Annotated in this window: 20 protein-coding genes and 1 riboswitch; of the genes, 8 read left to right on the forward strand and 12 right to left on the reverse strand. The window is 72.3% G+C overall.

From position 1 onward, the window contains the following. The first annotated feature begins 58 nt into the window (after window positions 1–58). Window positions 59–1,078 carry a septation protein SepH gene (gene sepH / locus PV682_RS01635; RefSeq protein WP_055722621.1) on the forward strand — a complete coding sequence of 340 codons (1,020 nt, stop codon included), beginning with the start codon at window positions 59–61 and terminating at the stop codon, window positions 1,076–1,078. Between the two features lie 417 nt (window positions 1,079–1,495). On the opposite strand, the gene PV682_RS01640 is transcribed toward sepH, so the two are convergent. Next, window positions 1,496–2,344 (reverse strand): sulfurtransferase, encoded by an 849-nt coding sequence (locus tag PV682_RS01640; protein WP_319723167.1) that lies wholly within the window; start codon window positions 2,342–2,344, stop codon window positions 1,496–1,498. A gap of 272 nt (window positions 2,345–2,616) precedes the next feature. On the opposite strand from PV682_RS01640, the gene PV682_RS01645 reads away from it, so the two are divergent. Next, a complete protein-coding gene (locus PV682_RS01645) occupies window positions 2,617–3,405 on the forward strand; it encodes a VOC family protein (RefSeq protein ID WP_319723169.1) in 789 nt (262 codons plus the stop codon). A gap of 73 nt (window positions 3,406–3,478) precedes the next feature. After that, the gene (locus PV682_RS01650) at window positions 3,479–3,979 is read left to right on the forward strand and encodes a DUF4352 domain-containing protein (protein WP_319723171.1); all 501 of its coding nucleotides are present in this window, start codon (window positions 3,479–3,481) and stop codon (window positions 3,977–3,979) included. Here the strand turns inward: PV682_RS01650 and PV682_RS01655 are convergent. From PV682_RS01655 to PV682_RS01670, 4 genes are all read right to left on the reverse strand, one after another. After that, window positions 3,967–4,614 carry a thymidine kinase gene (locus PV682_RS01655; protein WP_055724849.1) on the reverse strand — a complete coding sequence of 216 codons (648 nt, stop codon included), beginning with the start codon at window positions 4,612–4,614 and terminating at the stop codon, window positions 3,967–3,969. The genes PV682_RS01650 and PV682_RS01655 overlap by 13 nt on opposite strands. 65 nt (window positions 4,615–4,679) lie before the next feature. After that, entirely contained in the window at window positions 4,680–5,858 is a 1,179-nt protein-coding gene (locus PV682_RS01660) for an alkaline phosphatase family protein (protein WP_319723173.1), read from the reverse strand. Continuing rightward, window positions 5,858–6,439: a DUF5998 family protein gene (locus tag PV682_RS01665; RefSeq protein WP_055724851.1), complete on the reverse strand. Its 582-nt coding sequence runs from the start codon at window positions 6,437–6,439 to the stop codon at window positions 5,858–5,860. Before PV682_RS01665 ends, PV682_RS01660 begins: the two co-directional genes overlap by 1 nt. A 60-nt stretch (window positions 6,440–6,499) precedes the next feature. Further along, window positions 6,500–9,571, reverse strand: a complete 3,072-nt coding sequence (locus PV682_RS01670) for a bifunctional acetate--CoA ligase family protein/GNAT family N-acetyltransferase (RefSeq protein WP_319723174.1) — start codon at window positions 9,569–9,571, stop codon at window positions 6,500–6,502. A gap of 187 nt (window positions 9,572–9,758) precedes the next feature. On the opposite strand from PV682_RS01670, the gene PV682_RS01675 reads away from it, so the two are divergent. Beyond that, window positions 9,759–10,040 carry an HPr family phosphocarrier protein gene (locus tag PV682_RS01675; RefSeq protein WP_055719112.1) on the forward strand — a complete coding sequence of 94 codons (282 nt, stop codon included), beginning with the start codon at window positions 9,759–9,761 and terminating at the stop codon, window positions 10,038–10,040. A 217-nt stretch (window positions 10,041–10,257) separates the two neighbouring features. Here the strand turns inward: PV682_RS01675 and PV682_RS01680 are convergent, their stop codons facing one another. The 4 genes from PV682_RS01680 to PV682_RS01695 form a co-directional block, all read right to left on the reverse strand. Continuing rightward, complete coding sequence (locus PV682_RS01680) at window positions 10,258–10,941, reverse strand: GntR family transcriptional regulator (protein ID WP_055719111.1); 684 nt, start codon at window positions 10,939–10,941, stop codon at window positions 10,258–10,260. Window positions 10,942–11,123: 182 nt separating this feature from the next. Continuing rightward, window positions 11,124–11,876 carry a M23 family metallopeptidase gene (locus tag PV682_RS01685; RefSeq protein ID WP_055719110.1) on the reverse strand — a complete coding sequence of 251 codons (753 nt, stop codon included), beginning with the start codon at window positions 11,874–11,876 and terminating at the stop codon, window positions 11,124–11,126. 14 nt (window positions 11,877–11,890) lie between these two features. Next, window positions 11,891–12,037: riboswitch (cyclic di-AMP (ydaO/yuaA leader) on the reverse strand. A gap of 276 nt (window positions 12,038–12,313) precedes the next feature. Further along, window positions 12,314–13,702, reverse strand: coding sequence for a M16 family metallopeptidase (locus PV682_RS01690; RefSeq protein WP_319723178.1), 1,389 nt, complete (start codon window positions 13,700–13,702; stop codon window positions 12,314–12,316). Further along, window positions 13,699–15,090: a M16 family metallopeptidase gene (locus PV682_RS01695; RefSeq protein ID WP_319723180.1), complete on the reverse strand. Its 1,392-nt coding sequence runs from the start codon at window positions 15,088–15,090 to the stop codon at window positions 13,699–13,701. Before PV682_RS01695 ends, PV682_RS01690 begins: the two co-directional genes overlap by 4 nt. Window positions 15,091–15,385: 295 nt before the next feature. Between PV682_RS01695 and PV682_RS01700 the strand changes: the two genes are divergently transcribed. Further along, window positions 15,386–17,842, forward strand: a complete 2,457-nt coding sequence (locus PV682_RS01700) for a DNA gyrase/topoisomerase IV subunit A (RefSeq protein WP_319723182.1) — start codon at window positions 15,386–15,388, stop codon at window positions 17,840–17,842. On the opposite strand, the gene PV682_RS01705 is transcribed toward PV682_RS01700, so the two are convergent. Continuing rightward, the gene (locus tag PV682_RS01705; RefSeq protein WP_319723183.1) at window positions 17,839–18,954 is read right to left on the reverse strand and encodes a CobW family GTP-binding protein; all 1,116 of its coding nucleotides are present in this window, start codon (window positions 18,952–18,954) and stop codon (window positions 17,839–17,841) included. The two genes, PV682_RS01700 and PV682_RS01705, sit on opposite strands and share 4 nt — an antisense overlap. 319 nt (window positions 18,955–19,273) lie before the next feature. Between PV682_RS01705 and PV682_RS01710 the strand changes: the two genes are divergently transcribed. Further along, window positions 19,274–19,783: a DUF6082 family protein gene (locus tag PV682_RS01710; RefSeq protein ID WP_055719105.1), complete on the forward strand. Its 510-nt coding sequence runs from the start codon at window positions 19,274–19,276 to the stop codon at window positions 19,781–19,783. Window positions 19,784–19,862: 79 nt separating this feature from the next. Here PV682_RS01710 and PV682_RS01715 read toward each other — a convergent pair whose 3' ends face one another. Together PV682_RS01715 and PV682_RS01720 are read right to left on the reverse strand one after the other, a co-directional pair. Next, a complete protein-coding gene (locus PV682_RS01715; RefSeq protein WP_010353010.1) occupies window positions 19,863–20,099 on the reverse strand; it encodes a hypothetical protein in 237 nt (78 codons plus the stop codon). 248 nt (window positions 20,100–20,347) lie between these two features. Next, complete coding sequence (locus PV682_RS01720; protein WP_319723186.1) at window positions 20,348–21,517, reverse strand: citrate synthase/methylcitrate synthase; 1,170 nt, start codon at window positions 21,515–21,517, stop codon at window positions 20,348–20,350. A gap of 109 nt (window positions 21,518–21,626) precedes the next feature. Here PV682_RS01720 and PV682_RS01725 point away from each other — a divergent pair, with 109 nt between their 5' ends. After that, the gene (locus tag PV682_RS01725; protein ID WP_319723188.1) at window positions 21,627–22,916 is read left to right on the forward strand and encodes a citrate synthase; all 1,290 of its coding nucleotides are present in this window, start codon (window positions 21,627–21,629) and stop codon (window positions 22,914–22,916) included. Between the two features lie 95 nt (window positions 22,917–23,011). Next, the gene (locus PV682_RS01730; protein ID WP_319723190.1) at window positions 23,012–23,959 is read left to right on the forward strand and encodes a sucrase ferredoxin; all 948 of its coding nucleotides are present in this window, start codon (window positions 23,012–23,014) and stop codon (window positions 23,957–23,959) included. The last annotated feature ends 167 nt before the right edge of the window (window positions 23,960–24,126 follow it).

The raw sequence follows: 24,126 nt of genomic DNA on the forward strand, positions 1-24,126 counted from the left end.
TCGACTAGCGGAAGCAGCGACGCACGTGACGTCGGCAGGCACCACCCGGGAGGTCCCCATGCCCGAACTGCGGGTCGTGGCCGTCTCGAATGACGGAACACGGCTGGTGCTCAAAGCTGCCGACGCGACGGAGTACACACTCCCCATCGACGAGCGCCTGCGTGCTGCCGTGCGCGGCGACCGGCCCCGGCTCGGTCAGATCGAGATCGAGGTGGAGAGCCACCTCCGCCCCCGCGACATCCAGGCGCGCATACGCGCGGGCGCCACCGCGGAAGAGGTCGCGCAGCTCGCCGGCATCCCCGTCGACCGCGTACGCCGCTTCGAGGGCCCCGTCCTCGCCGAGCGCGCCTTCATGGCCGAACGCGCCCGCAAGACGCCCGTACGCCGCCCCGGCGAGAACGCCGGTCCCCAGCTCGGCGAGGCCGTCCAGGAGCGGCTGCTGCTGCGCGGCGCCGAGAAGGACACCGTCCAGTGGGACTCCTGGCGCCGCGACGACGGCACCTGGGAGGTCATGCTGGTCTACCGGGTCGCCGGTGAGCACCACTCCGCGAGCTGGACGTACGACCCGCCCCGCAGGCTCGTCCAGGCCGTCGACAACGAGGCTCGGTCCCTGATCGGCGAGTCCGACGACCTTGCCGCGCCGGAGCCCAGCTTTCCGTTCGTGCCGCGTATCGCCCGGCTGCCCCGGGACCGCCCGCTGGACCGGGAGCGCCCCGCGCTGCCCGCGCCGGCGCCCGAACCGGCCGACGAGGCGGTGGCCGAGCGGGACTCGCTGACCAGCCTCCTGGAGGCCGTGCCGAGCTTCCGTGGCGACATGGTCGTACCCGAGCGCCCCTCGGAGGACGCCGAGGAGAGCGAGCAGGAGGCCGAGGTCGAGGAGCCCCCGGCACCCGCCGCGTCCGCCGGCTCCGCCTACGCGGACGTCCTCATGCCGCGCTCCGTCGGCAGCCACCGCGACCGCCTCATCGGCGCCACCGACCGCCAGGCCGAGGCCGACGGCGTCCGCCCCGGCCGCCGCGCGGCCGTCCCGAGCTGGGACGAGATCGTCTTCGGGACACGGCGCAAGAAGCAGGAGTAGCGCCCGCGCGCGGGGGTGCATGTGCCGGGCTTCTTCGGACTGCTCACGCTCGCGCGGGCGGCAGTGCCTGCGCAGGGAGGTCGGCGCCGAAGCGCTTGTTCCGGCGGGCCGGGGGTCCCGCTCGCGCGCACGGGTTGTCGGCGGTCCAAGGGGTCGGTCCACAGCTCGGAGCACTCGCCGGCGGGTTGCCGGGGTCCGCGTCCGTCTCGGGCGGATGCGCGCAGGGGGCTACGGCATCGACGGCGACCAGGGCTCCCGCGCGCGGGCGTCCAGGAGCCGCCGTCCAAGGTGCCGCGAGCGGGGTCGGTCTGCCGCTGCCGTCGCCTCCGCCCGCGTACGGGGCCACCCCGCGGCCGACTGCTGTGCTCACCGGCTCTTCGGGGCCGCGCCCTGCCTGACGCGGCCCCTGCCGGTGTCCTACTGCGGGTCCGGACCCACCGCGACCGGGCGGGACGGGTCGGAGGACCACTCGGACCAGGAACCGACGTACAGGGCCGCCGGGATGCCCGCGACCGCCAGCGCGAGGACCTCGTGCGCCCCCGAGACGCCCGAGCCGCAGTACACGCCGACCTCGGTGCCGTCGGCGGCTCCCAGGCCCTGGAAGCGGTCCTTCAGCTGCTGCGCGGGCAGGAAGCGGCCGTCGGGGCCGACCGTCTCGGTGGTGGGCGCCGAGACCGCGCCCGGGATGTGGCCGCCGACCCGGTCGATGGGCTCGACCTCGCCCCGGTACCGTTCCCCCGCGCGCGCGTCGAACAGGACCCCGGAGCGGGCCAGCGCGGCGGCGCCGTCCGCGTCCAGGAGCCCCGTCGCGCCGGGGACCGGCGTGAAGTCGCCTTCCGCAGGCGCGGGCAGGTCGGCCGAGATCTCCCCCTCCCAGGCCGGCAACCCGCCGTCGAGGACCCGCACGTCCGGGTGACCCGTCCAGCTCAGCAGCCACCACGCGCGCGCGGCGGCCCAGCCCTGCCCTCCGTCGTACACGACCACCGGCGTCGACGCCGAGACACCCGCGCGACGCATCGCGGCGCCGAAGGCGTCGAGGTCGGGCAGCGGATGGCGGCCCGAAGCGCCCGCGGTGCCCGCGAGTTCGCGGTCCAGGTCGACGAAGACGGCGCCGGGGACGTGTCCCGTGGCGTACGCGGCGTGGCCGTCGAAGGGGGGCTGACCCGCCGTCGGCACGCTGAGCTGCCAGCGGACGTCGAGGACCACGGGCGGGTGGTTTCCGGCCAGTTCGGCCGCCAGCTCGGATGCGGAAATGATGGCGTTCATGGCGCCCATCCTCGCGCACGGGGTGGCCCCGCCGCCCGTGTCCGGTTACTCTGCCCGCCGGACAGCCTCGATCACCAGGTGTACGGGATCGGGCACACCGAGTACAGCCGATCAACAATTGACGGCAATCAATGTGAAACGGGCGCGTCATCACCGCCCGCGCGTGGCGGCGTGCTCCGGGACGCGGGGCCGCGCGGGGGGTGCGAGCATCGGCACGGGGGTTCCAGGGCGCAGCGACACGGCCACCGCGAGGGGCCGAGGAGAGAGTGACGATGACCGAGGCACGGGATCCGGACCGGCACGGCGAGGCACACGGCCGGTACACCCCCGGTACGCCTTGCTGGGTCAGCCTGATGGTGCACGGGCTGACGGCGACGAAGGAGTTCTACGGCGAGCTGTTCGGCTGGGAGTTCCAGCCCGGGCCGCGCCAACTGGGCTCCTACGCGCGCGCACTGCTCGACGGACGCCACGTCGCCGGCATCGGCCAGCTCCCCGCGGACCGCCATCTGCCGGTCGCCTGGACGCCCTACCTCGCCACCGACGACATCGACCGGGACGCCGAGCGGGTCCGTCTGTGCGGCGGGACCGTCGGCGTGGGCCCCCTCGACGCGGGCGACGCCGGCCGCCTCGCCATCTGCTCCGACCCCGCGGGCGCGGTCTTCGGGCTCTGGCAGGCGGCGGCGCACCTCGGCACGGGCGTGACCGGCGTCCACGGCACCCCCGCCTGGAACGAACTCCTCACGTACGACACGGAGACCGTCACCAAGTTCTACGAGACCCTCTTCGGCTACGACTCCGACCGCACCCCCGACACGGTGACCCTCCTCCTCGACGGCCACCCGGCAGCCGCCCTCCACGCCCTGGGCCCGTCCCTCCCCCGCGACCGGGGCCCCCACTGGCTCACCTACTTCGAGGTCACCGACACGGACACCGCCCTCTCCCGCGTCACCTCCCTGGGCGGCCACATCATCACTCCCCCCGCGAACACCCCCCTGGGCCGCACCACCACCGTCTCCGACCCCGAAGGCGCCCGCTTCGCCCTCCTCCAACGCCCCACCTGACCCTCGGCTCGCCGACTTCGCGACACGGGCGGACGATGGTGTCATCTGCCGCTCCGCTGCACCGGGAGGAGCGATGCGACGTCGTACCGCGCCCTTGCTGATCTGTCTGCCGGCGGTGTTCACGCTGGCGCTGGCACCTCTGTCGTCCGACGGGAAGGTCGGGGACACGCTGAGTCTCACAGGGTTGAACGACACGCAACTCGACGTGACGGTGATCAAGGTCGTGGAACCGGCCGGTGTGGAGCCGTCGTTCTTCAAGATCCGTCCCGAGAACCATCTCGTCGCGGTCCAGCTCCGCCTGAAGAACACTGGGACAGGCGTCTATGACGACGCCCCCTGGATCGGCGCATCGGTGGTAGACGCAAGCAATCAACGGTTCAACACGTCAATGCTCACTCCCACCACGGCGGGTGTGGAGCTCCCCGGCAGCATCACCCTTCGCCCTGGAGCAACGGCGCTCGGCTACCTCTGCTTCGAGGTGCCCGACAACTCCCGCGTGGTCACTGTCCAGTACTCGATGAACAGCGGTTTCTCCGACGACGTCGGCGAGTGGGCGGTGTCCTACACCGCCTGAACCGGCAGCACGTCCGGCGACAGTGTCGCCGCCTTCGCCGATGCCGCTGTCATCCGCCGGCGATGGTGGCGCCGGCACAGCACCTCGTACCCGATCGTGTCCGCCTGGTTGACGTCGCCGACGACGACCTGCGCGCCCTCGACGACCATGACGCCGCCGACCGTGCGGGCGTTGTGGGTCGCGCGGGCGCCGCACCAGCAGAGGGCCTCGACCTGGAGGACCTCGACGCGGTCGGCGAGTTCGACGAGGCGCTGGGAGCCGGGGAAGAGCTTGGAGCGGAAGTCGGTCGTGATGCCGAACGCGTAGACGTCGAGCCCGAGATCGTCGACCACGCGCGCGAGCTGGTCGATCTGTTCCTCCGCGAGGAACTGCGCCTCGTCGGCGATGACGTAGTCCGCGCGGCCCCCGTGGGAGAGGTGGTCGACGAGGTAGGCGTACAGATCCTGCCCGTCGTGGATCTCGACGGCGTCGGTGACGAGTCCGAGGCGGGAGGAAAGCTTTCCGCGCCCGGCCCGGTCGTCCCGGCTGAAGATCATCCCTTTGAGTCCGCGAGCCGATCGGTTGTGCTCTATCTGGAGCGCCAGGGTCGACTTCCCGCAGTCCATGGTTCCGGAGAAGAACACCAACTCGGGCATGGCGAGGTGAGCACCTTTCGGCAGGAACGCCAACCCCTGGGGGCCGGAGAAACGGTCGGAATCGATCAGGAGCGTACTTCGAGGAGGGGCACGAACTGCTCAGCAGGAGTCATCGACCCGTGGTTGCCGACCATCGCGGACTCCTTCGGCTCCCGCTCGGACGCGATGATCAGAACGTCGTCCCGCGCGGCGGCGATGACGTCACCGAGCCGGTCGTACACCCGCTCGTCGACGTGCGGCCCGAACCACCCGGCGGCGATGGCCTCCTCGCGCGAGGCGACCCAGAACTGTTCGCCGAGGACCTCGCGCCAGCAGGTCAGGACGTCGGCGGCGGCACCGGGGACGGCGTACACGTGCCGGGCGCGCCCCTCGCCGCCGAGGAGGGCGACGCCCGCGCGCAGTTCCCAGTCCGCGTCGAAGTCGATGCGGTGCTCCTCGTCGAAGGGGATGTCGACCATGCCGTGGTCGGCGGTGACGTACAGCGCGCTGCGCGGGGGGAGTTGCTCGGCGAGCCGCTGGACGAGCCGGTCGACGTACATGAGCTGGCCGCGCCAGGTGTCGGAGGCGATGCCGTAGCGGTGCCCGGCGCCGTCGAGTTCGGCGTAGTACGTGTAGACCAGGGCCCGGTCGCCGGCGGCGAGCTGGGCGGCGGCGAGGTCCATGCGTTCCTCGCCGGTGAGCCGCCCATGGAACGTTCCTCCACTGAGCGCGATCTTGGTCAGCGGGGTGTTCTGGAAGGCGGGCGAGGAGACCTGCGCGGTGTGCACGCCCGCGGCGTCGGCGAGCTGGAAGACCGTCGGGTACGGCTGCCAGACCTCCGGCGGGGTCCAGGGGTGCCAGCGGAGCTGGTTCATCAGCGCGCCGGTCGCGGGGTCGCGGACGGTGTAGCCGGGCAGTCCGTGCGCGCCCGGCGGGAGGCCGGTGCCGACGGAGGCGAGGGAGGTCGCGGTGGTGGCCGGGAAGCCGGCCGTGAGATGCCCTCCGGAGGGCCTCAGGAGGCTGCTGAGGTACGGCGCCTCGTCCGGGTGGGCCGTGATCTGCTCCAGGCCGAGACCGTCGACGAGGAAGACGCACACGCGGTCGGCGGGCTCCAGCGAGGGGATCGCGGCGGTGAGGCCGGGAACGCCGAGCCCGGCGGCCACGGTGGGCAGCAGGTCGGCGAGGGAGCCGGTGCCGTAGCGCGGGACGGGCGCGGAGTCGACGCGGAGGGGTTCGGGGTGGTCCCAGGGGGCGAGCTGGGACATCAGAGGGCCGCGGTCGCCTCGGAGAGCGCCTGCGCGAAGGCGAGTGCCTGGCGCACCGTCTCCGGGCCGTCGCCCGCCTCGCTGACGCGCAGGCTGAGGTCGTCCGCCGTCGAGTTGCCCGTGTAGCCGTGGTCCGCGTCGCAGTTGGGGTCGCCGCAGGCGGCGGGCTCCAGGTCGATGCGGGAGACGGCGCCCCAGCCGATCGTGAGCATCACCTCGCGCGGGAGCGTGCCCGGCGCGTACGACTCGGGGTTGGCGACGACCCGGCTGACTACGACGGAGGAGATCCGGCCGAGCTTCACGGACTCCGTGGAGGTGGTCGCGTACGGCGTCGGCGACGTCGTGTCGGCGGCCTGCTCGTCGGTGTGGCTGACGATGAAGCGGTTGCCGGTGAGGACGAGCACGGTCACATGCCTGCGGACCTCGTTCTGGTCGAACGTGGTCTCCTGGTGCACCAGGTACGACCGGATCGGCTCGCCGCCCACGGCGGCCTCCACCGCCTCGGCCACGAGGGCCGGGTAGTAGCCGCTGCGCTCGATCGCCGCGCGCAGCCCCTGGGTCGTCGTACTGGTCTTGGCCATGTCCTCCATCCTACGGGGACCCACTGACTGCGAGGGACCCCGCACAGGGCGTCGGGGGGCTCAGTACGCGGGCAGGGTGCGCGGGCCGAGGTCGTCGCGGGCGGGTGGCGGGGCGAGGCGTACGGACGCGCCGAGGACGCTCACGCCGTGCGGGGCGACGACGACGGGTTCCAGGGTGACGGCGACGACCTCGGGGTGGTCGTCGACCAGGCGCGAGACGCGCAGGAGGAGTTCCTCCAGGGCCGGGGTGTCGACGGGGGTGGAGCCGCGCCAGCCGAACAGCAGGGGTGCCGTGCGGATCGAGCGCACCAGGGAGGTCGCGTCCCGGTCGGTGACCGGCACCAGGCGGTGCGCCATGTCGCCGAGCAACTGCGAGGCGGCGCCCGCGAGTCCGAACGACAGCACCGCGCCGGCGGCCGGGTCGATCACCGCGCGGACGACCGTGTCGACCCCGCGCGGGGCCATCGCCTGGACGACGGGCCGCAGTTCCCGGGGCGTTCCGAACAGCTCCGTCAACTCGCCGTACGACCGCCTCAGTTGCTCCTCGTCCGCGAGGTCGAGGCGGACGCCGCCGAGGTCCGCGCGGTGGCGCAGGTGCGGGGCGGTCGCCTTCAGGGCGACGGGGTAGCCCAGAGCGCGCGCGGCCCGGACGGCGTCCTCGGGCGTGGGCGCGGGGATGGCCCGCCGTACGCCGATGCCGTACCGGCCGAGGAGTTCGCACGTCTCCTCGGTGCCGAGGGTGAGTCCCTGCCCGCGCGCGAGGAGGCCGTCGATCAGCCGCGCGGCGCCCTTCTCGTCGATGTCCTCGTACTCGGGCACCTTGCCGGGATCGGCCGCCTCGCGCCGCCACTGCGCGTACTTCACGGCCTCCGCGAGGGCCCGCACGGCCCGTTCGGCAGCCGGGTAGGCCGGGATGAGGCGGGGACCGCTCGGGGACGCGAGGGGGTCCTGTGCGGCTTTGCCGGGGGATGCGGCGAGGGCGGGGTGCGGGGTCGTGGCGGCGGCGAAGGCGTTGCCCGGGCGCGTCGCGGGGGCTTGTGCGGGAGGGGCGGCGGGCGGGGGTACGGGGGCACCTGCGCGCGCGTACGCCGGGGAGGGACCGGGGGCGGAGGACGGCGCGGGGGACGCCCCGGACGTCTCTCCCGGCCGCGCGCTCCCGCCGTTGCCCGGCGACGCGGCACCTCCGGCCGCACCTCCCGCTCCCCCTGTGGCCGTGCCGGTCCGGGTGCCGCCCGCTGCGGGCGCTCCGGCCGCCGTACCCGCCTGGGGCGCCGTGCTCATCGCCGCCGACAACGCCTCGGCCAGTCCGCCGAGTTCGACGTGGACGACGAGGACCGGCTTGGCCGGCACCTCGGCGGCGGCCGTGCGCAGGGCCTCCGCGAGGTCGGCGTCGTCGGGGGAGCTCTCGCCGATGGCGGGGATGGCGGTGACGACGACGGCGTCGCACGTGTCGTCGGCCAGCGCGCGCGTGAGGGCGTGGCGGAAGTCCTCGGCGGAGGCGCCGGTCGTGAGGTCGAGGGGCGGGAGGGGGCGCAGTCCCTCGGAGAGGCAGGCGTCGTAGGTGAGCAGTCCGAGGGACTCGGAGTTGCCGAGGATCGCCACGCGCGGGCCTGCAGGGAGGGGCTGGCGGGCGAGCAGGAGGCCCGCGTCGACGAGTTCGGTGATGGTGGCGACGCGGATCACACCGGCCTGGCGCAGGAGCGCGGAGACCGTCGCGTGGGGCAGCCGTGTCGCGCGGACCGCGTGCCCCTGGGGCGCCGATCCGGCGCCCTGGACGACGACGAGGGGCTTGGCGGCGGCCGTGCGCCGCGCGAGGCGCGTGAACTTGCGGGGGTTGCCTATGGACTCCAGGTACATGAGCACGACGTCGGTGTCGGGGTCGTCGTACCAGTACTGGAGGACGTCGTTGCCGGAGACGTCCGCGCGGTTGCCGGAGGAGACGAACGTGGAGACGCCCGTCACGCCGGTCACCCCTCCTCCCCGGCGGTGCAGCCGGGACAGCAGGGCGACGCCGATCGCGCCGGACTGCGCGAACAGCCCGATGCGGCCGGGGCGGGGCGTCTCGGGCGCGAGGGAGGCGTTGAGCCGTACGTCCGGCGCGGTGTTGATGACGCCGAACGCGTTGGGGCCGACGATGCGCATCCCGTACGCGCGCGCGAGGCGTACGAGTTCGCGCTGGCGCTCGCGCCCGTCGGGGCCGCTCTCGGCGTACCCGGCGGAGACGACGACCAGCCCCTGGACGCCGTGTTCCCCGCACTCGGCGACGACTTCGGGGACGGCGCCGGCGGGGACGGCGACGACCGCGAGGTCGACGGGGCCCTCGATGTCGCGCACGGAGCGGTGGGCCGGGACGCCGTCCAGCTCCTCGACGCCGTCCGGGAGGGCCTTGTTGACGGCGTGCAGGGTGCCTGTGAAGCCCGCTGCGCGGAGGTTGGCGAGGACCGCGCGGCCGACGCCCCCGGGCGCGCGCCCGGCGCCGACGACGGCGACGGAGCCGGGCGCCAGCAGCCGCCGGACGGAGCGGGCCTCGGCGCGCTGTTCGCGGGCGCGCTGGACGGCGAGGGAGCGTTCGGTGGGTTCGAGGCCGAACTCCAGGCGGACGACGCCGTCCTCGAAGCTGCGCTTCTGCGTGTAGCCGGCGTCGGTGAAGACCTTGATCATCTTGGAGTTGGCGGGGAGCACCTCGGCGGCGAAGCGGCGGATCCCGCGCTCGCGCGCGACGGCACCGATGTGCTCCAGGAGGGCGGAGGCGACGCCGCGGCCCTGGTGCGCGTCCTGGACGAGGAAGGCGACCTCCGCCTCGTCGGCGGGCACGGTGGCGGGCAGGCCGTCGGGGCCGATGCGGTCATAGCGTACGGTGGCGATGAACTCGCCTCCGACAGTGGCGGCGAGTCCCACCCGGTCCACGAAGTCGTGGTGCGTGAAGCGGTGGACGTCCTTCGCGGACAGGCGCGGGTAGGGCGCGAAGAAGCGGTAGTACTTCGACTCGTCCGACACCTGCTCGTAGAAGCTGACCAGGCGCTCGGCGTCGTCGGCGGTGATGGGCCGCACGCGCGCGGTGCCGCCGTCGCGCAGCACCACGTCGGCTTCCCAGTGGGCGGGGTACTCGTGCCGCTCCTGCGCGCTCTGCATGGGGCCCAGCGTACGGCTCGCGTCCGACAACGGCGCGAGGCAGTCTGGGGGACGGAAGACGGCACGAACCGGACCGAGGCCGCGGTCCGGACAGCCGCCGGGGAGAGGCCGCCGTGCCTTCTCCCGGGACGCTTCACGTGTGGAAAACTGGTCTAGACAACCCTGAACACCGAAGGGCAGCAACAACATGGCTGAGCGCCGCGTCACCATCGGCTGGGCGGAGGGCCTTCACGCCCGCCCCGCCTCCCTCTTCGTCCGAGCCGCCACGGCCACCGGCGTCCCGGTCACGATCGCCAAGGCGGACGGCAACCCCGTCAACGCGGCCTCCATGCTGGCCGTCCTCGGCCTCGGCGCCCAGGGCGGCGAGGAGGTCGTCCTGGCCTCCGACGCCGAGGGCGCGGACGCGGCCCTCGACCGGCTGGCGAAGCTGGTCTCCGAGGGGCTCGACGAGCTCCCCGAGACCGTCTGACGCCACCCACGCGCGCGTACGGAGCCGCGCCGCCCTTTCCCGGGCGGCGCGGCTCCGTCGTTGTCCGGGCATACCGGAATGCTTTTCCCCGCGCAGGATCGCGAGACACTCGAAGGCATACGGAAGGAGCGCGCCGAGAAATTCACGACGCGCTCGTGAAATGGGCAGCGGAAATACACCTCCGCCGAATATCTCTTCTTTGTATACGGCGCCCGTGTTAATGCCGCAGGCCGGTCATGTTTACGGCGTGTTGCGAAGTCCTCACACGGTCGGCGCCGGCGAAGCGCAGCCGGTGGGCGGCGGTGGAGCGCTCGGTGTGCAGGGTGGTCAGCGCCCGCGCGCGCTCGGCGTCCCCGCGCGCGACAGCGTCGACGATCGCGCCGTGCTCGGTCCAGGAGTCGACAGGGCTGGCCGACGGCTCCACCGCGTACATCCAGGCGATCTTGTGGCGCAGCTGGGTCAGCGTCGAGGTCAGAGCCTGGCTTCCGCAGGCCTGGGCGAGCGTCTCGTGGAACCAGCCGCCCAAGGAGCGCAGATCGTCGCTGCTGCCCCGCCTGGCGCGCTCCTGGCCCAGCCTGACGAGTCCGCGCAGCACCTTCAGGTGGGCGTCGGTGCGCCGCTGGGCGGCCCGGGCGGCGCCGAGCGGCTCCAGGAGCAGGCGCATCTCCAGCAGGTCGGCGGCCTCCTGCTCGGTCGGCTCGGCCACGCACGCGCCCGCGTGGCGGCGGGTCACGACGAAGCCCTCGGCCTCCAGCGTGCGCAGCGCCTCACGGACGGGGACGCGGCTGACGCCGTACCGGCGCGCGAGGAGTTCCTCGGTGAGGCGGCTGCCGCGCTCGTAGACACCCGCGACGATGTCGTCCCGGACGGCCGTGCACACCGAGTGCGCCGGAATACGCATGACGGACCTCCGCCTTAATCCCCGTGAAACGTCGACGATTGACGTGTGTTCCGTGACTCTATTGCAATGAGCGGGAATTTCCGATGGCAGGCCGGAATCCAGGGATATTTTTTGGACAAGGGGCCGTCCGAAACGTCGAAAGCCCCGGCCGAGGGGGCCGGGGCTGGACGATCTCGCGCGGGTCAGACGTCGACGCCGTGCGCGCGCAGGTAGGCGACGGGGTCGATGTCGGAGCCGTACTCCGGTGTCGTGCGCGCCTCGAAGTGCAGATGCGGGCCGGTCACGTTGCCCGTCGCGCCCGAGTAGCCGATCCGCTCCCCCGGGGTGACCGTCTGGCCCACCGCGACGGAGATCGACGACAGGTGGCCGTACTGGGTGTACGTGCCGTCGTTCATCCGGACGACGATCTGGTTGCCGTAGGCGCCGCCCCAGCCGGCCTCCACGACCGTGCCGAGGCCGACGGCGTGCACGGGGGTGCCGGTGGCGGCGTGGAAGTCGATGCCCGTGTGGCTGCCGGAGGACCACAGGGAGCCGCCGCTGCGGTAGCCCGTGGACACGTACGAGCCGGTGATCGGCGCGACGAAGGCGTTCAGGCGGGCGCGTTCGGCCTCCCGCGCTGCGCGGGCCTCCGCGGCGCGCGCGGCCTTCGCCTCCTCGGCGGCCTGGACGCGCAGGGCCTCCGTACGCGCGCGGACGGCCGCCTGCTGGACGGCGTGCTCCTGCGCGTGCGCGCGGTCGTCGACGTGCTCGGTGACGTCGAGGCGCATGGTGACCGTGTCGTCCGCGAGGGTCATCGCGTTCGCCGCGGTCGGTTCGGGGGGTGATCCGGCGGCCAGCGCCGAGGTCGTGAGCGCCGCTATGCCCGCCGCGCGGGCGGTCGTACGCTGCATCCGGGTCGCCTTGCGGCGCCTGCCGGTGGCGCAGGTGAACGCCATGAGGTCGAGTTCGTCCTTTCCTTCCCTCTCGCCTACCGGGTTAGCTGACGGGTTCGGAGCAGGAAGGTCTCCTACGGGCGCGGGCGCCCGATTCACCCCAGGGACTGTGGGTCCCCGGCTCCCCTGGCTCGCGCCGTACGGGGACTCGGCGATCGCTGTCCGGTGCCGCGGTGTGCGGCGCACTGCCCGACGAACAGCCCGGACGACGCTAGAGGGCGTGCCGTCGATTCCCAAACGCACAGCGGTTTTTGTAGCGCACACCACAGGGCAGAGGTGAACCCTCCGGGCCAAAACGGTCACCACTGAGGGGTGTGTTTCGGGCAGGGCGCAACGCTGCGAACAGCGAACGCGCGCGGGGGGTGTCGTTCGCGGTGGCGCGCACGCGCGCGTGCGGCTCGCCATCCACCCCACGCGCGCGTGCCTGTGCTCCTGCTCTCCTACTCCGCCGTCACGACCCGTACGGGGCCGATCCCGAGGGCCTCGACCGGCTCGCGGATCTCCTTCGCGTCGCCGACGAGGACGGTGACGAGGCGGTCGACGGGGAAGGCGTTGACGACCGCGGCGGTGGCCTCGACGGTGCCGGTGGCCGCCAGCCGCCGGTAGAGGGTCGCCTGGAAGTCGTCGGGGAGGTGCTGCTCGACCTGGTCGGCGAGGGTCCCGGCGACCGCTGCGGCGGTCTCGTACTTGAGGGGCGCCACGCCGACGAGGTTCTGCACGGCGAAGTCGCGCTCGGCGTCCGTGAGCCCTTCGGCGGCGAGGGTGCGCAGGACGGTCCACAGGTCCGCGAGGGCGGGCCCGGTGTTGGGCGTGTCGACGGAGCCGCTGATGGCGAGCATCGAGGCGCCCGAGCCGTCGGGTGCGGAGCGCAGGACCTGCCCGAAGGCGCGCACGCCGTAGGTGTAGCCCTTCTCCTCGCGCAGGACGGCGTCCAGACGGGACGTCAGGGTGCCGCCCAGGCAGTACGTGCCGAGCACCTGCGCGGCCCACACGCGGTCGTGCCGGTCGGGGCCCACGCGCCCGAGCAGCAGCTGCGTCTGCACGGCACCGGGCCGGTCGACGATGACGACGCGCCCGGTGTCATCGGCGGTGACCGGCGGGATGGGCCAGGGCTGCGCGGTGGACCCCGTCCAGGCGCCCAGCGTCTCGCCGAGCAGCGCGTCGAGGTCGATGCCGTTCAGGTCGCCGACGACGACCGCGGTGGCCGTCGCGGGGCGCACGTGCCGCTCGTAGAAGGCGCGCACGGCGGCGGCGTCGATCTTCTCGACGGTGTCCTCGGTGCCCTGGCGCGGGCGCGACATGCGCGCGGTCGCCGGGAACAACTCCTTGGACAGCTCCTTGGCGGCCCGCCGGGACGGGTTGGCCAGCTCGTGCGGGATCTCGTCGAGCCGGTTGCGCACCAGCCGGTCGATCTCGCCCTCGTCGAACGCGGGCGCGCGCAGGGCGTCGGCGAGCAGCCCGAGCCCCTTGGCGAGCCGGGAGGCGGGGACCTCCAGGCTGAGCCGGACGCCGGGGTGGTCGGCGTGCGCGTCGAGCGTGGCGCCCGCGCGCTCCAGTTCGGCGGCGAACTCCTCGGCGGAGTGCCGGTCGGTGCCCTCGGAGAAGGCGCGCGCCATGATCGTGGCGACGCCGTCCAGGCCGGTCGGCTCGGCCTCCAGGGGCGCGTCGAGGAGGACCTCGACGGCGACGACCTGCTGGCCGGGGCGGTGGCAGCGCAGGACGGTCAGGCCGTTGCCGAGGGCGGCGCGCTCGGGCGCGGGGAACGCCCAGGGCCTGGCCTCGCCCGCCTGGGGCTGCGGGTGGAAGTCCATCGTGGCGAGCTCGGTCACTTGGCCGTCTCCTCGTTGTCGTCGGCCTCTACGGTCGCTTCACGCTCGGGGTCCTCGGGAACATCCGCGTCCTCGGCGCTGTCCGGGTGCTTGGGCTCGTAGACGAGCACCGCGCGGTTGTCGGGCCGCAGCCGCGCCTTGGCGACCTCCCGGACCTCCTCCGGCGTGATCTCCAGCACGCGCTGTACGGCGGTGAGGGCGAGCTGCGCGTCGCCGAACAGGACGGCGAACCGGCACAGTTCGTCCGCGCGCCCGGCGACCGTGCCGAGCCGGTCCAGCCACTCGCGCTCCAGCTGCGCCTGCGCGCGCTCCATCTCCTCGGCCGTCGGGCCCTCCTCGGCGAACCGGGCGAGCTCCTCGTCGATGGCGGCCTCGATGACGGGCACCTCGACGTCCCCGGACGTCTTGACGTCCAGCCAGCCCAGGGAGGGCGCCCCGGCCAGCCGCAGCAGGCCGAAGCCGGCCGAGACGGCGCTGCGGTCGCGCCGTACGAGCCGGTTGTACAGGCGGGAGGACTCGCCGCCGCCCAGGACGGTGAGCGCCAGGTCGGCGGCGTCCCCCGCGCGCGTGCCGTCCTCGGGGAGGCGGTAGGCGGCCATCAGCGCGCGCGCAGGGACCTCCTCGACGACGACCTCGCGCAGCTGCTCGCCGATGACGTCCGGCAGGGAGCCGTCACGCGGCTCGGGCTTGCCGTCGTGGGAGGCGATGGAGCCGAAGTACTTCTCGACCCAGGCGAGCGTCTGCTCCGGGTCGATGTCGCCGACCACCGACAGGACCGCGTTGTTCGGCGCGTAGTACGTCCGGAAGAACGCGCGCGCGTCCTCCAGGGTCGCCGCGTCCAGGTCGGCCATCGACCCGATGGGCGTGTGGTGGTAGGGGTGGCCGTCCGGGTAGACGAGGGCGGTCAGCTTCTCGAACGCCGTCCCGTAGGGGACGTTGTCGTAGCGCTGGCGGCGCTCGTTCTTGACGACGTCGCGCTGGTTCTCCATCGACTCGTCGTCCAGGGCGGCCAGCAGGGAGCCCATGCGGTCGGCCTCCAGCCAGAGCGCGAGCTCCAGCTGGTGCGCGGGCATGGTCTCGAAGTAGTTGGTGCGCTCGAAACTGGTGGTGCCGTTGAGGGAGCCGCCGGCGCCCTGCACCAGTTCGAAGTGGCCGTTGCCCTTCACCTGGGCGGAGCCCTGGAACATCAGGTGCTCGAAGAGGTGGGCGAGGCCGGTGCGGCCCTTGACCTCGTGGCGCGAGCCGACGTCGTACCAGAGACACACCGCCGCGACGGGGGTCAGATGGTCCTCGGAGAGCACCACGCGCAGGCCGTTGGCCAGGCGGTGCTCGGTCGCTGTCAGGCCCCCGGAGCCTGCCTGGGCTGTGGCCGTGTGACCCATGGGCATGTACGTCCCTTCGATGGCGGACGCGGTCGTGGGACCGCGGACTTTCCTGCCGGTCCTGTCACTGTATGCAAGCGTGCGGACGGTCGGCGAAGTTCCCGGCGGACGTACGCCGAGAGCGGATCGGTTAGCCTGCGGGCGGCTGCGGGGGAACGGCCCGCGCTCGCCCGGCCGGGCCCACGACACCGGGTCCTGGGCCGGGTTGTCAGTGCCACAGTCCACAATGGGCCGTCAGACCGCAGTTTTGTCGGCGTCCTGAACGCCACGGCAAGCGACCAGAAATGAGGAGCCGGCAGCGATGGCCCGCCGCAGCACGAAGACCCCACCGCCCGACGACTCGTTCGAGGAGCGGATCCTCGACATCGACGTCGTCGACGAGATGCAGGGCTCCTTCCTCGAATACGCCTACTCGGTCATCTACTCCCGCGCCCTGCCCGACGCCCGCGACGGCCTGAAGCCGGTCCACCGGCGCATCGTCTACCAGATGAACGAGATGGGCCTGCGCCCCGACCGCGGCTACGTCAAGTGCGCGCGCGTGGTCGGCGAGGTGATGGGCAAGCTGCACCCGCACGGCGACGCGTCGATCTACGACGCGCTGGTGCGCATGGCGCAGCCGTTCTCCATGCGCGTGCCCCTGGTGGACGGGCACGGCAACTTCGGCTCCCTGGGCAACGACGACCCGCCGGCCGCGATGCGGTACACGGAGTGCCGGCAGGCCGAGGCGACGAGCCTGATGACCGAGTCGATCGACGAGGACACGGTCGACTTCGCGCCCAACTACGACGGCCAGGAGCAGGAGCCGGTGGCGCTGCCCGCCGCCTTCCCGAACCTCCTGGTCAACGGCTCGTCCGGGATCGCGGTCGGCATGGCGACGAACATGCCGCCGCACAACCTGGGCGAGGTCGTGGCCGCCGCCCGCCACCTGATCCGCTACCCGAACGCGGACCTGGACGCGCTGATGAAGTACGTCCCGGGCCCCGACCTGCCGACGGGCGGGCGGATCGTCGGCCTGGACGGCATCCGGGACGCGTACGAATCGGGCCGGGGCACGTTCAAGATCCGGGCGACGGTCGCCGTGGAGACCGTGACGGCGCGCCGCAAGGGCCTGGTCATCACCGAACTGCCCTTCACCGTCGGCCCCGAGAAGGTCATCGCCAAGATCAAGGACCTGGTCGGCTCGAAGAAGATCCAGGGCATCGCCGACGTCAAGGACCTCACCGACCGTGCGCACGGGCTGCGGCTGGTCATCGAGATCAAGAACGGCTTCGTCCCGGAGGCCGTCCTGGAGCAGCTCTACAAGCTGACTCCGATGGAAGAATCATTCGGTATCAACAATGTCGCCCTGGTCGACGGCCAGCCGCTGACGCTGGGCCTCAAGGAGCTCCTCGAGGTCTACCTGGACCACCGGTTCACCGTCGTACGGCGCCGCAGCGAGTTCCGGCGCGGCAAGCGCCGCGACCGCCTGCACCTGGTGGAGGGCCTGCTGACGGCGCTCGTCGACATCGACGAGGTCATCCGGCTGATCCGCTCCAGCGACAACAGCGCGCAGGCGAAGGAGCGCCTCATGGAGCGCTTCTCGCTGTCGGAGATCCAGACGCAGTACATCCTCGACACGCCGCTGCGCCGGCTCACCCGGTTCGACCGGATCGAGCTGGAGTCCGAGAAGGACCGGCTCAACGCGGAGATCGCCGAACTGACCCGGATCCTGGAGTCGGACGCCGAGCTGCGCAAGCTGGTCTCGGGCGAACTGGCCGCGGTCGCCAAGAAGTTCGGCACGGAGCGGCGTACGGTCCTGCTGGAGTCGTCCGGCGCGACCGCGTCCGCCGTGCCGCTCCAGGTGGCCGACGACCCGTGCCGGGTGCTGCTGTCGTCGACGGGGCTGCTCGCGCGTACGGCGAACGGCGAGCCGTTCGTGGCCGAGGAGGGCGCCGCGCGCGTGAAGCACGACGTGATCGTCTCGGCGGTGCCCGCGACGGCCCGCGGCGAGATCGGCGCGGTGACCTCCGGGGGCCGGCTGCTGCGGATCAACGTCGTCGACCTGCCGCAGCTCCCGGACACGGCCGCCGCGCCCAGCCTGTCGGGCGGCGCGCCGGTGTCGGAGTTCGTGTCGCTGACGGACAGCGAGACGCTCGTGTGCCTGATCACGCTGGACGAGTCGTCGCCGGGCCTCGCGCTCGGCACCGAACAGGGCGTCGTCAAGCGCGTGGTGCCGGACTACCCGTCCAACAAGGAGGAGCTGGAGGTCATCACCCTCAAGGAGGGCGACCGGATCGTCGGCGCGGTCGAACTGCGCACGGGCGAGGAGGACCTCGTCTTCATCACGGACGACGCCCAGTTGCTGCGCTACCAGGCGTCCCAGGTGCGCCCGCAGGGCCGGCCGGCCGGCGGCATGGCGGGCATCAAGCTGACGGACGGCGCGAAGGTCATCTCGTTCACCGCGGTCGACCCCGCGGCGGACGCCATGGTGTTCACCGTCGCGGGCTCGCGCGGCACGCTGGACGACTCCGTCCAGACGACGGCCAAGCTGACCCCGTTCGACCAGTACCCGCGCAAGGGGCGCGCGACCGGCGGCGTGCGCTGCCAGCGGTTCCTGAAGGGCGAGGACTGCCTCTCGGTCGCCTGGGCGGGCGCCGTCCCCGCGCGGGCCGCGCAGAAGAACGGCATGCCCGCGGATCTGCCGGAGATCGATCCGCGCCGGGACGGTTCGGGCGTGTCGCTGCCGAAGACGGTGGCGGTGGTCGCGGGGCCGTTCTAGCCCTCGTCGGGCAGGTCCTCGGGAGCGTCCTCGACGACGTCCTCGGGGGCCTCCCGCTCGGCCTCCGGGTCCCGTACGTACCTCAGGACGCCCCACATGCCGCGCTCGTCGGCCTGTGGGGCGTCCTGCACGCACGCGTGCAGCTCTTTCCCGAGCCCCTCCCGGTCGATGCCCGCACCGATCAGGACGAGCCGCGTACGGCGCTCCTCGCGCTCGCCCCAGGGCTCCGGGACGAACCTGAGGAACCGTCCGACCGCGTGCACGGCATACCGGTTGAGGGGGTCGCTCGGCCCGAAGTCGACGTACCCCTTGATCCGGTACAGGCCCTCGGAGCGGCCGTCCAGGAACGCCATCAGGCGCCGCGGGTCCAGCGGCGCGTCCGCGGTGAAGGAGAGGCTGTCGTACGCCGCGTGCAGGTGCTCCGCGTGGTCGGCGCCGTCGCCGCTCTCGTGGTCCTCGTGCCGGTGCAGGTCGTCGAAGGAGAGCTGGCCGATCCGCTCCTCGCTGGGCCGGCAGTCGAAGAGGAACTCCGGGTCGACACGGCCGTAGCGCGCGGGTACGACGGCCGCGCTCCCGGCCAGTGAACGAACGAGGCCGAGCACACGTTCCCCGTCGTCCGCGCGGTCCAGCTTGTTGACGACGACGAGGTCGGCGAGGCCGATGTGCCGGTCGATCTCGGGGTGCTTCACGCGCGTGTCGTCGAACTCGGCGGCGTCGACGACCTCGACGAGTCCGCCGTACTCGATCGCGGGGTGCTCGCTCGCGAGGACCATCCGGACGAGTTCACCCGGTTCGGCGAGGCCGCTCGCCTCGATGACGATGACGTCGACACCGACGGCGGGCGCGGCCAGGCGCTCCAGGTAGGAGTCCAGTTCGCTCGCGTCGACCGCGCAGCACAGGCAGCCGTTGCCGAGGGAGACGGTGGAGTCGCCGAGGGCGCCCGCGACGGCCATGGCGTCGATCTCGATCGCCCCGAAGTCGTTGACGATCGCGCCGATCCGGCTGCCCTTGCTGCGGTGCAGCAGGTGGTTGAGCAGCGTCGTCTTGCCGGAGCCGAGGAATCCGGCGAGCACGACGACCGGGATCTGCTGCGGGGTGCCGCCCTGCGCCACGTACGACCTCTTTCGCGCCTGTGCGTGCGCCGGTTCACACTCCGGAGCACGGCCGGGGAATCACTGCTGCCTCAGGATACGAGCCGGAAGAATCACCGCGAAGTGAACGATTGTTAGCTCCCTGTCCGGGGCAGACGTGAGGCAAGGCGCCGGGGTGTGCGACCCTCGCTTCCTTCCGTGCGCCTCCTCTCCGCCTCCCCGCCGATCAGAGCCGCTCGGCACCCTGGGAGACGGCAAGCGCCGCCCACCGCTCGCCGGTCCCCGTCACCACACCCGCACCCCGACGACCGGCGCACGGCCGCCTGGACCGGGGGTTGACATGGCCACACAGAGTGCAGGGATACACAGGATCGTTTCGGCCGCGAAGCAGAAATTCTCGGTCACCCTCGACTCCCTCGGTGTGCCGGGTGCCGGCCATCGCAGGCGAGCCGCCCTCACCGAACAGCACCGACTCTCCTTCGACCTGCTCTGCAAAGCCATGGACGACCCCGCCCTCGCGGCCGTCCTGGACACCTACGAATCCGACGTCCCGCTCGACAAACAGCGGCAGTTCCTCTTCGCCAACGCCCTGTACGTCAACAATCTGTACTTCTACCGGATCGGCGCACTCACCCGTGCGGAGCTGTACGGACACCTCCGGGTGATGTGCCGCAACAAGGTCTTCCGCGAGTACTGGGAGGCCACCCGCCACCACCGCAAGAGCCTCCCGGACTCGTCCGAGGAGTACATCCTCGGGCGGATGATGGACGACCTCATCCACGATCTCGACGACGCCGACACGGACGAGTGGTGGGTCGTCGGCGAGCCGCCTCCGGAGGACGCGGCGTGAGGCCGCCTGAGAGGCGCCTCAGGGCCCGGCCGCATCGGCTCCGGGCCCCGGGCACTCGGACTCGGCGAAGCGGCGCCCTTCAGGCGTCGGGGATGTCGTGCTTGGCGCGGACGAGCGTCTCGCGCGTGATGACGACGATCCGCTCGTAGTCGGCTCGTGCGGCGTCCGAGGGCAGCTCACGGTCGAGTTCCTCGGTCGCTTCGCGCCCGATCACGGCGAAGTCGCCGTTGCTGAGCTCGAAGATGTCGGGGCAGGTCTGCCCTGTGGTGCTGCCGCGTTCCCTGGGGGACGCCCCGACACGTCGCACGATCTTCACGAAAACGTACCGCCTTCTCATGACCTGTTGGAGGGATGACTGTGCCCTCCGAAACGGCCGCGGTAGCGGTTGGAATGGCCCCTCCGAGCGCAGGCGTGAGCGCCGAAGCGGTTGGGCCAGGACAAGATACCCACTCCGCTCGCCCCCGCCGCGCAGGCTACTCCGCAGGGCCCGGGAAATTCACCGGATCCGTCCGGCCGACACCGGAAACTCGAAGTTCCTTGCGACGAAGGGGACTTGATCCTCTATCAGCTCGCGAGGGGCACCGCGACCGGCGCCTCGGGGCCAACATACCGTGCCGCCGGACGGATGATCTTCGAGTCCTGGGACTGTTCCAGGATGTTGGCGCTCCAGCCGATGGCGCGGGCCGCGGCGAAGGTCGGGGTGAACATCTCTCGGGGGAGACCGCAGAGTTCCATGACGACGCCCGCGTAGAACTCGACGTTGGTGTGGAGTTCGCGGCCGGGCTTCAGTTCGGCCAGGATCGCCTCGACCTGGCGTTCGACCTCGACCGCGAAGGCCACGCGCGGGCCGCCGAAGCGCTGGGCGATCTCGCGGAGCATCCGGGAGCGGGGGTCCTCGGTGCGGTAGACGGCGTGACCGAATCCCATGATCCGGTCGCCGGCCAGTACATGTTCCCGGATCCAGGGATCAATGCGATCGGGGGTGCCGATCGCGTCCAGGGTGTCGAGGGCCCGGCTGGGCGCTCCGCCGTGCAGGGGGCCGGAGAGCGCGCCGACGGCTCCGACGAGACAGGCGGCGACGTCCGCACCTGTTGATGCGATGACGCGTGCCGTGAACGTTGACGCGTTGAAGCCGTGATCAATGGTGGAGATCAAGTATTGCTCGACGGCCCGCGCTTTATGTTGATCGGGCTCGACGCCGGTCAACATGTACAGGTAGTTCGCCGCGTACGACAGGTCCTGCCGCGGCTCGACCGGTTCGAGCCCCTTCCCCAGCCGGTACAGCGCGGTGAGCAGCGTGGGCACGGCGGCGGCTGCCACGAGCGTGTCCCTGCGCCGCTGCCCGGCATCGATGTCGTACACCGGCCGGAACCCCTTGACCGCGCCCAGCAGCGACAGCGCCGTCCGCATCCCGGCGAGCGGCCCTGCACCGCCTGCGCCCGACGCGGCGACGGCGGGCAGGACCGCGCTCACCTCAGCCGGCAGCACCCGCAGCGCGGCCGTCTCGGCGGCGAACGCGGACGCCCGCGCGGGATCGGGGAGTTCGCCGTGGACCAGGAGGTGCCAGACGTCCTCGAAGGAACGGGTCTGCGCGAGGTCGACGGCGGAGTACTGGCGGTAGTGATAGAAGCCCTCGATGCCGCGCACGTCGCCGACCCGGGTGTCGGTGACCACGACGCCGGCGAGTCCGCGCGGGACGTCGACGAAGGACGCGGTGGACCTGTTGACCGACATGATTTCCCTCCTTGAACTTGATGAACTTGATTGGACTGTCCATCATTGACTAAATAACTGTCAATATTGATTGAATCAACATATCCTTCATCCGGATACGGTGACCCCCATGCGCGACCAGGAACCCACCCCCGGCCACCCCGAACGCCGTCTGAGCACGAAGGAGGCATCCGAACTGCTGGGCGTGAAGCCCGAGACGGTGTACGCGTACGTCAGCCGCGGCCAGCTCAGCAGCCGACGCGTCCCCGGCAGCCGGAGCAGCACCTTCGACCCCGTCGAGGTGGAGGCTCTGGCGCGCCGCAACAGACGCGAGAGCGCCGCAAGCCCGGGCGCGGGGAGCGAACCGGCCGTCCGCACGCGGCTCACGTACATCGACGGCGACCGGTACTTCTTCCGGGGCGTGGACGCGGTCGAACTGGCGCGCGCGCACTCCTACGAGGAGGTCGCGGAGTGGCTGTGGACCGGGGAACTGCGCGCGGGAGCGACGTTCACAGCGCCGGAGGAGTCCCTGAAGGCGGCCCGCCGGGCGGCCCGTGCGCTGCCCGAACACACCGGCCCCGCCGACCGGTTGCGGGCCGCGGCCGTCGCGGCGGCCGTCGTGGACCCCTTGCGCTTCGACCTGTCCGCGCAGGCGGTCGTCGGCACCGGCCGGACCCTGATCCCGACCCTGGTCGCGGCCCTGCCCCCACGTCACCCGGGCCACCGGGACGAGGGATCTCTGGCGCGGCGCCTGTGGGCGCGGCTGACCGTGCAGACACCCGACGAGGCGTCACTGAACGCCCTGGACACGGCACTCGGCCTCCTCGCCGACCACGACCTGGCCGCTTCGACCCTCGCCGTCCGGGTCGCCGCGTCGGCCCGCGCGCACGCGTACGCGGCCGTCTCGGCGGGCCTGGGCGTCGTCGAGGGCCCGTTGCACGGGGCGGCCAGCGGTCTCGCCCACCGGCTGCTGGACGAGGTCATCGAACAGGGCGACGCGGGACCGGCGATCGCCGAGGAACTGCGCGCGGGCCGACGCATCCCGGGCCTGGGCCACCGCCTCTATCTCGGCGAGGACCCGCGCGCGAGTGCTCTGTTCGCACTCCTGGCGGACATCCCGGACGCGTACCCCGCCCTCGCGGCGGCCCGGGACATCGTGGCCACCACCGCGCGCCACGCCCCTCTGCATGCCAACGTCGATCTCGCCCTGGCCGTCCTGACGCACTCCTTCGGCATGCCCGCGACCGCCGGCGAGGCGATCTTCGCCGTGGCCCGTACGGCGGGCTGGATCGCGCACGCACTGGAGGAGTACGGCGAACGCCCTCTCCGGATGCGCCCGAGCGGCCTCTACGTGGGCCCGAGGCCGCCCCAGCCGCTCCCCGTGGACCACGGACACGCACCAGGCGATCACTCTTCGTGAAATAGCGCATCCGGGCGTCCCCGAGAACCCGCACGGATCAGGACACACCGCCGTCGACAAGTCACCCTGCGCCAAGTCAGGTTAGGCTCACCTCTGTGAGTACGTGCACGACTGTCGCGCGGGATCTCGACGAGCCCTTCTCCGGGACCGCGGTCACGGCGACGACCTGGCTCCTGCTGGAACAGCCGGGCCCCTGGGGCGCCAAGGCGCTCACCGAGAGCCACCTGGACCGGCAACTCGGCCGCGCCCTGGAGAGGGCCGCCAAGGGCACCGGCGTCCGCGTCGCGCTCATCCGCCGCCCCGGGCGCCACGCCGACGTCGGCACCCCGCCCCCGCGCCGGGTCTTCGCGGCCCACACCGTGCCCGGCGGGGTGTGGCTGCGCACCGCCACGATCCAGGACCCGCGGCAGCTCCTGGGCCTCGACCTCGCCGCCCTCGGCCGGGGCGACCACCGCACGTTCGACACCGCCCTCGACAGCCGCCCCCACACGGGCGACCCGCTCGCCCTGGTGTGCACGAACGGCAAGCGCGACCGCTGCTGCGCCCTCCTCGGCCGTCCTCTCGCCGCCGAACTGACCGCCTCCGACGTACCGGGCGTCTGGGAGGTCACCCATCTGGGTGGACATCGCTTCTCCCCCACGGTGCTCGTCCTGCCCTACGGCTACGCGTACGGGCGCGCGGAGGCCCACACCGTCAAGAACGTCCTCCACGCCGCGCGGGAGGGCCGGATCGTGGTCGACGGGTGCCGCGGCTGCTCGGCCTGGGAGCGGCCCGGCCAGGCGGCCGAGCTCGCCGTCCGTACGGCCGTCGGCGAGTACGCCGCCGAGGCGCTGGGCGTCGTCCGTACGGCGGGCGAGGCGCCGTACTGGGAGGTCACCGTCGCCCACACCGACGGCCGGCGCTGGCAGGTCGTCGTCGCGCAGAGCAACCCGCTGCCGCCCCGGCCGGAGAGCTGCGGGGCGTCCGTTCTGGGCACTCCGGCGCGGATGGACGTCGTGGAGGTACGCGAGCTGGCGACAGCCGGGGCGGCGCTGGCCAGCTGACGCAGCGAGCAAGGTCGGGCAAGGTATCGATCAACCTGATCAAGGTCACCGAGATGATCAAGGTTTCCGTCAACACTTGACCCGTTGATACATCCGATACATTCAGTCCACCCATCTCCCCTCCCCTCCCCCCTCGATCAACCCCGCCCATCCCCGATCAAGAGATC

Source organism: Streptomyces niveiscabiei, assembly GCF_033794345.1.
In the GTDB taxonomy this organism is placed as follows: domain Bacteria; phylum Actinomycetota; class Actinomycetes; order Streptomycetales; family Streptomycetaceae; genus Streptomyces; species Streptomyces niveiscabiei.

Coding starts and splice junctions, on each gene's coding strand:
- sepH (WP_055722621.1), top strand. CDS start 59: ATGCCCGAACTGCGGGTCGTGGCCGTCTCGAATGACGGAACACGGCTG.
- PV682_RS01640 (WP_319723167.1), bottom strand. CDS start 2,344: ATGAACGCCATCATTTCCGCATCCGAGCTGGCGGCCGAACTGGCCGGA.
- PV682_RS01645 (WP_319723169.1), top strand. CDS start 2,617: ATGACCGAGGCACGGGATCCGGACCGGCACGGCGAGGCACACGGCCGG.
- PV682_RS01650 (WP_319723171.1), top strand. CDS start 3,479: ATGCGACGTCGTACCGCGCCCTTGCTGATCTGTCTGCCGGCGGTGTTC.
- PV682_RS01655 (WP_055724849.1), bottom strand. CDS start 4,614: ATGCCCGAGTTGGTGTTCTTCTCCGGAACCATGGACTGCGGGAAGTCG.
- PV682_RS01660 (WP_319723173.1), bottom strand. CDS start 5,858: ATGTCCCAGCTCGCCCCCTGGGACCACCCCGAACCCCTCCGCGTCGAC.
- PV682_RS01665 (WP_055724851.1), bottom strand. CDS start 6,439: ATGGCCAAGACCAGTACGACGACCCAGGGGCTGCGCGCGGCGATCGAG.
- PV682_RS01670 (WP_319723174.1), bottom strand. CDS start 9,571: ATGCAGAGCGCGCAGGAGCGGCACGAGTACCCCGCCCACTGGGAAGCC.
- PV682_RS01675 (WP_055719112.1), top strand. CDS start 9,759: ATGGCTGAGCGCCGCGTCACCATCGGCTGGGCGGAGGGCCTTCACGCC.
- PV682_RS01680 (WP_055719111.1), bottom strand. CDS start 10,941: ATGCGTATTCCGGCGCACTCGGTGTGCACGGCCGTCCGGGACGACATC.
- PV682_RS01685 (WP_055719110.1), bottom strand. CDS start 11,876: ATGGCGTTCACCTGCGCCACCGGCAGGCGCCGCAAGGCGACCCGGATG.
- PV682_RS01695 (WP_319723180.1), bottom strand. CDS start 15,090: ATGCCCATGGGTCACACGGCCACAGCCCAGGCAGGCTCCGGGGGCCTG.
- PV682_RS01700 (WP_319723182.1), top strand. CDS start 15,386: ATGGCCCGCCGCAGCACGAAGACCCCACCGCCCGACGACTCGTTCGAG.
- PV682_RS01710 (WP_055719105.1), top strand. CDS start 19,274: ATGGCCACACAGAGTGCAGGGATACACAGGATCGTTTCGGCCGCGAAG.
- PV682_RS01720 (WP_319723186.1), bottom strand. CDS start 21,517: ATGTCGGTCAACAGGTCCACCGCGTCCTTCGTCGACGTCCCGCGCGGA.
- PV682_RS01725 (WP_319723188.1), top strand. CDS start 21,627: ATGCGCGACCAGGAACCCACCCCCGGCCACCCCGAACGCCGTCTGAGC.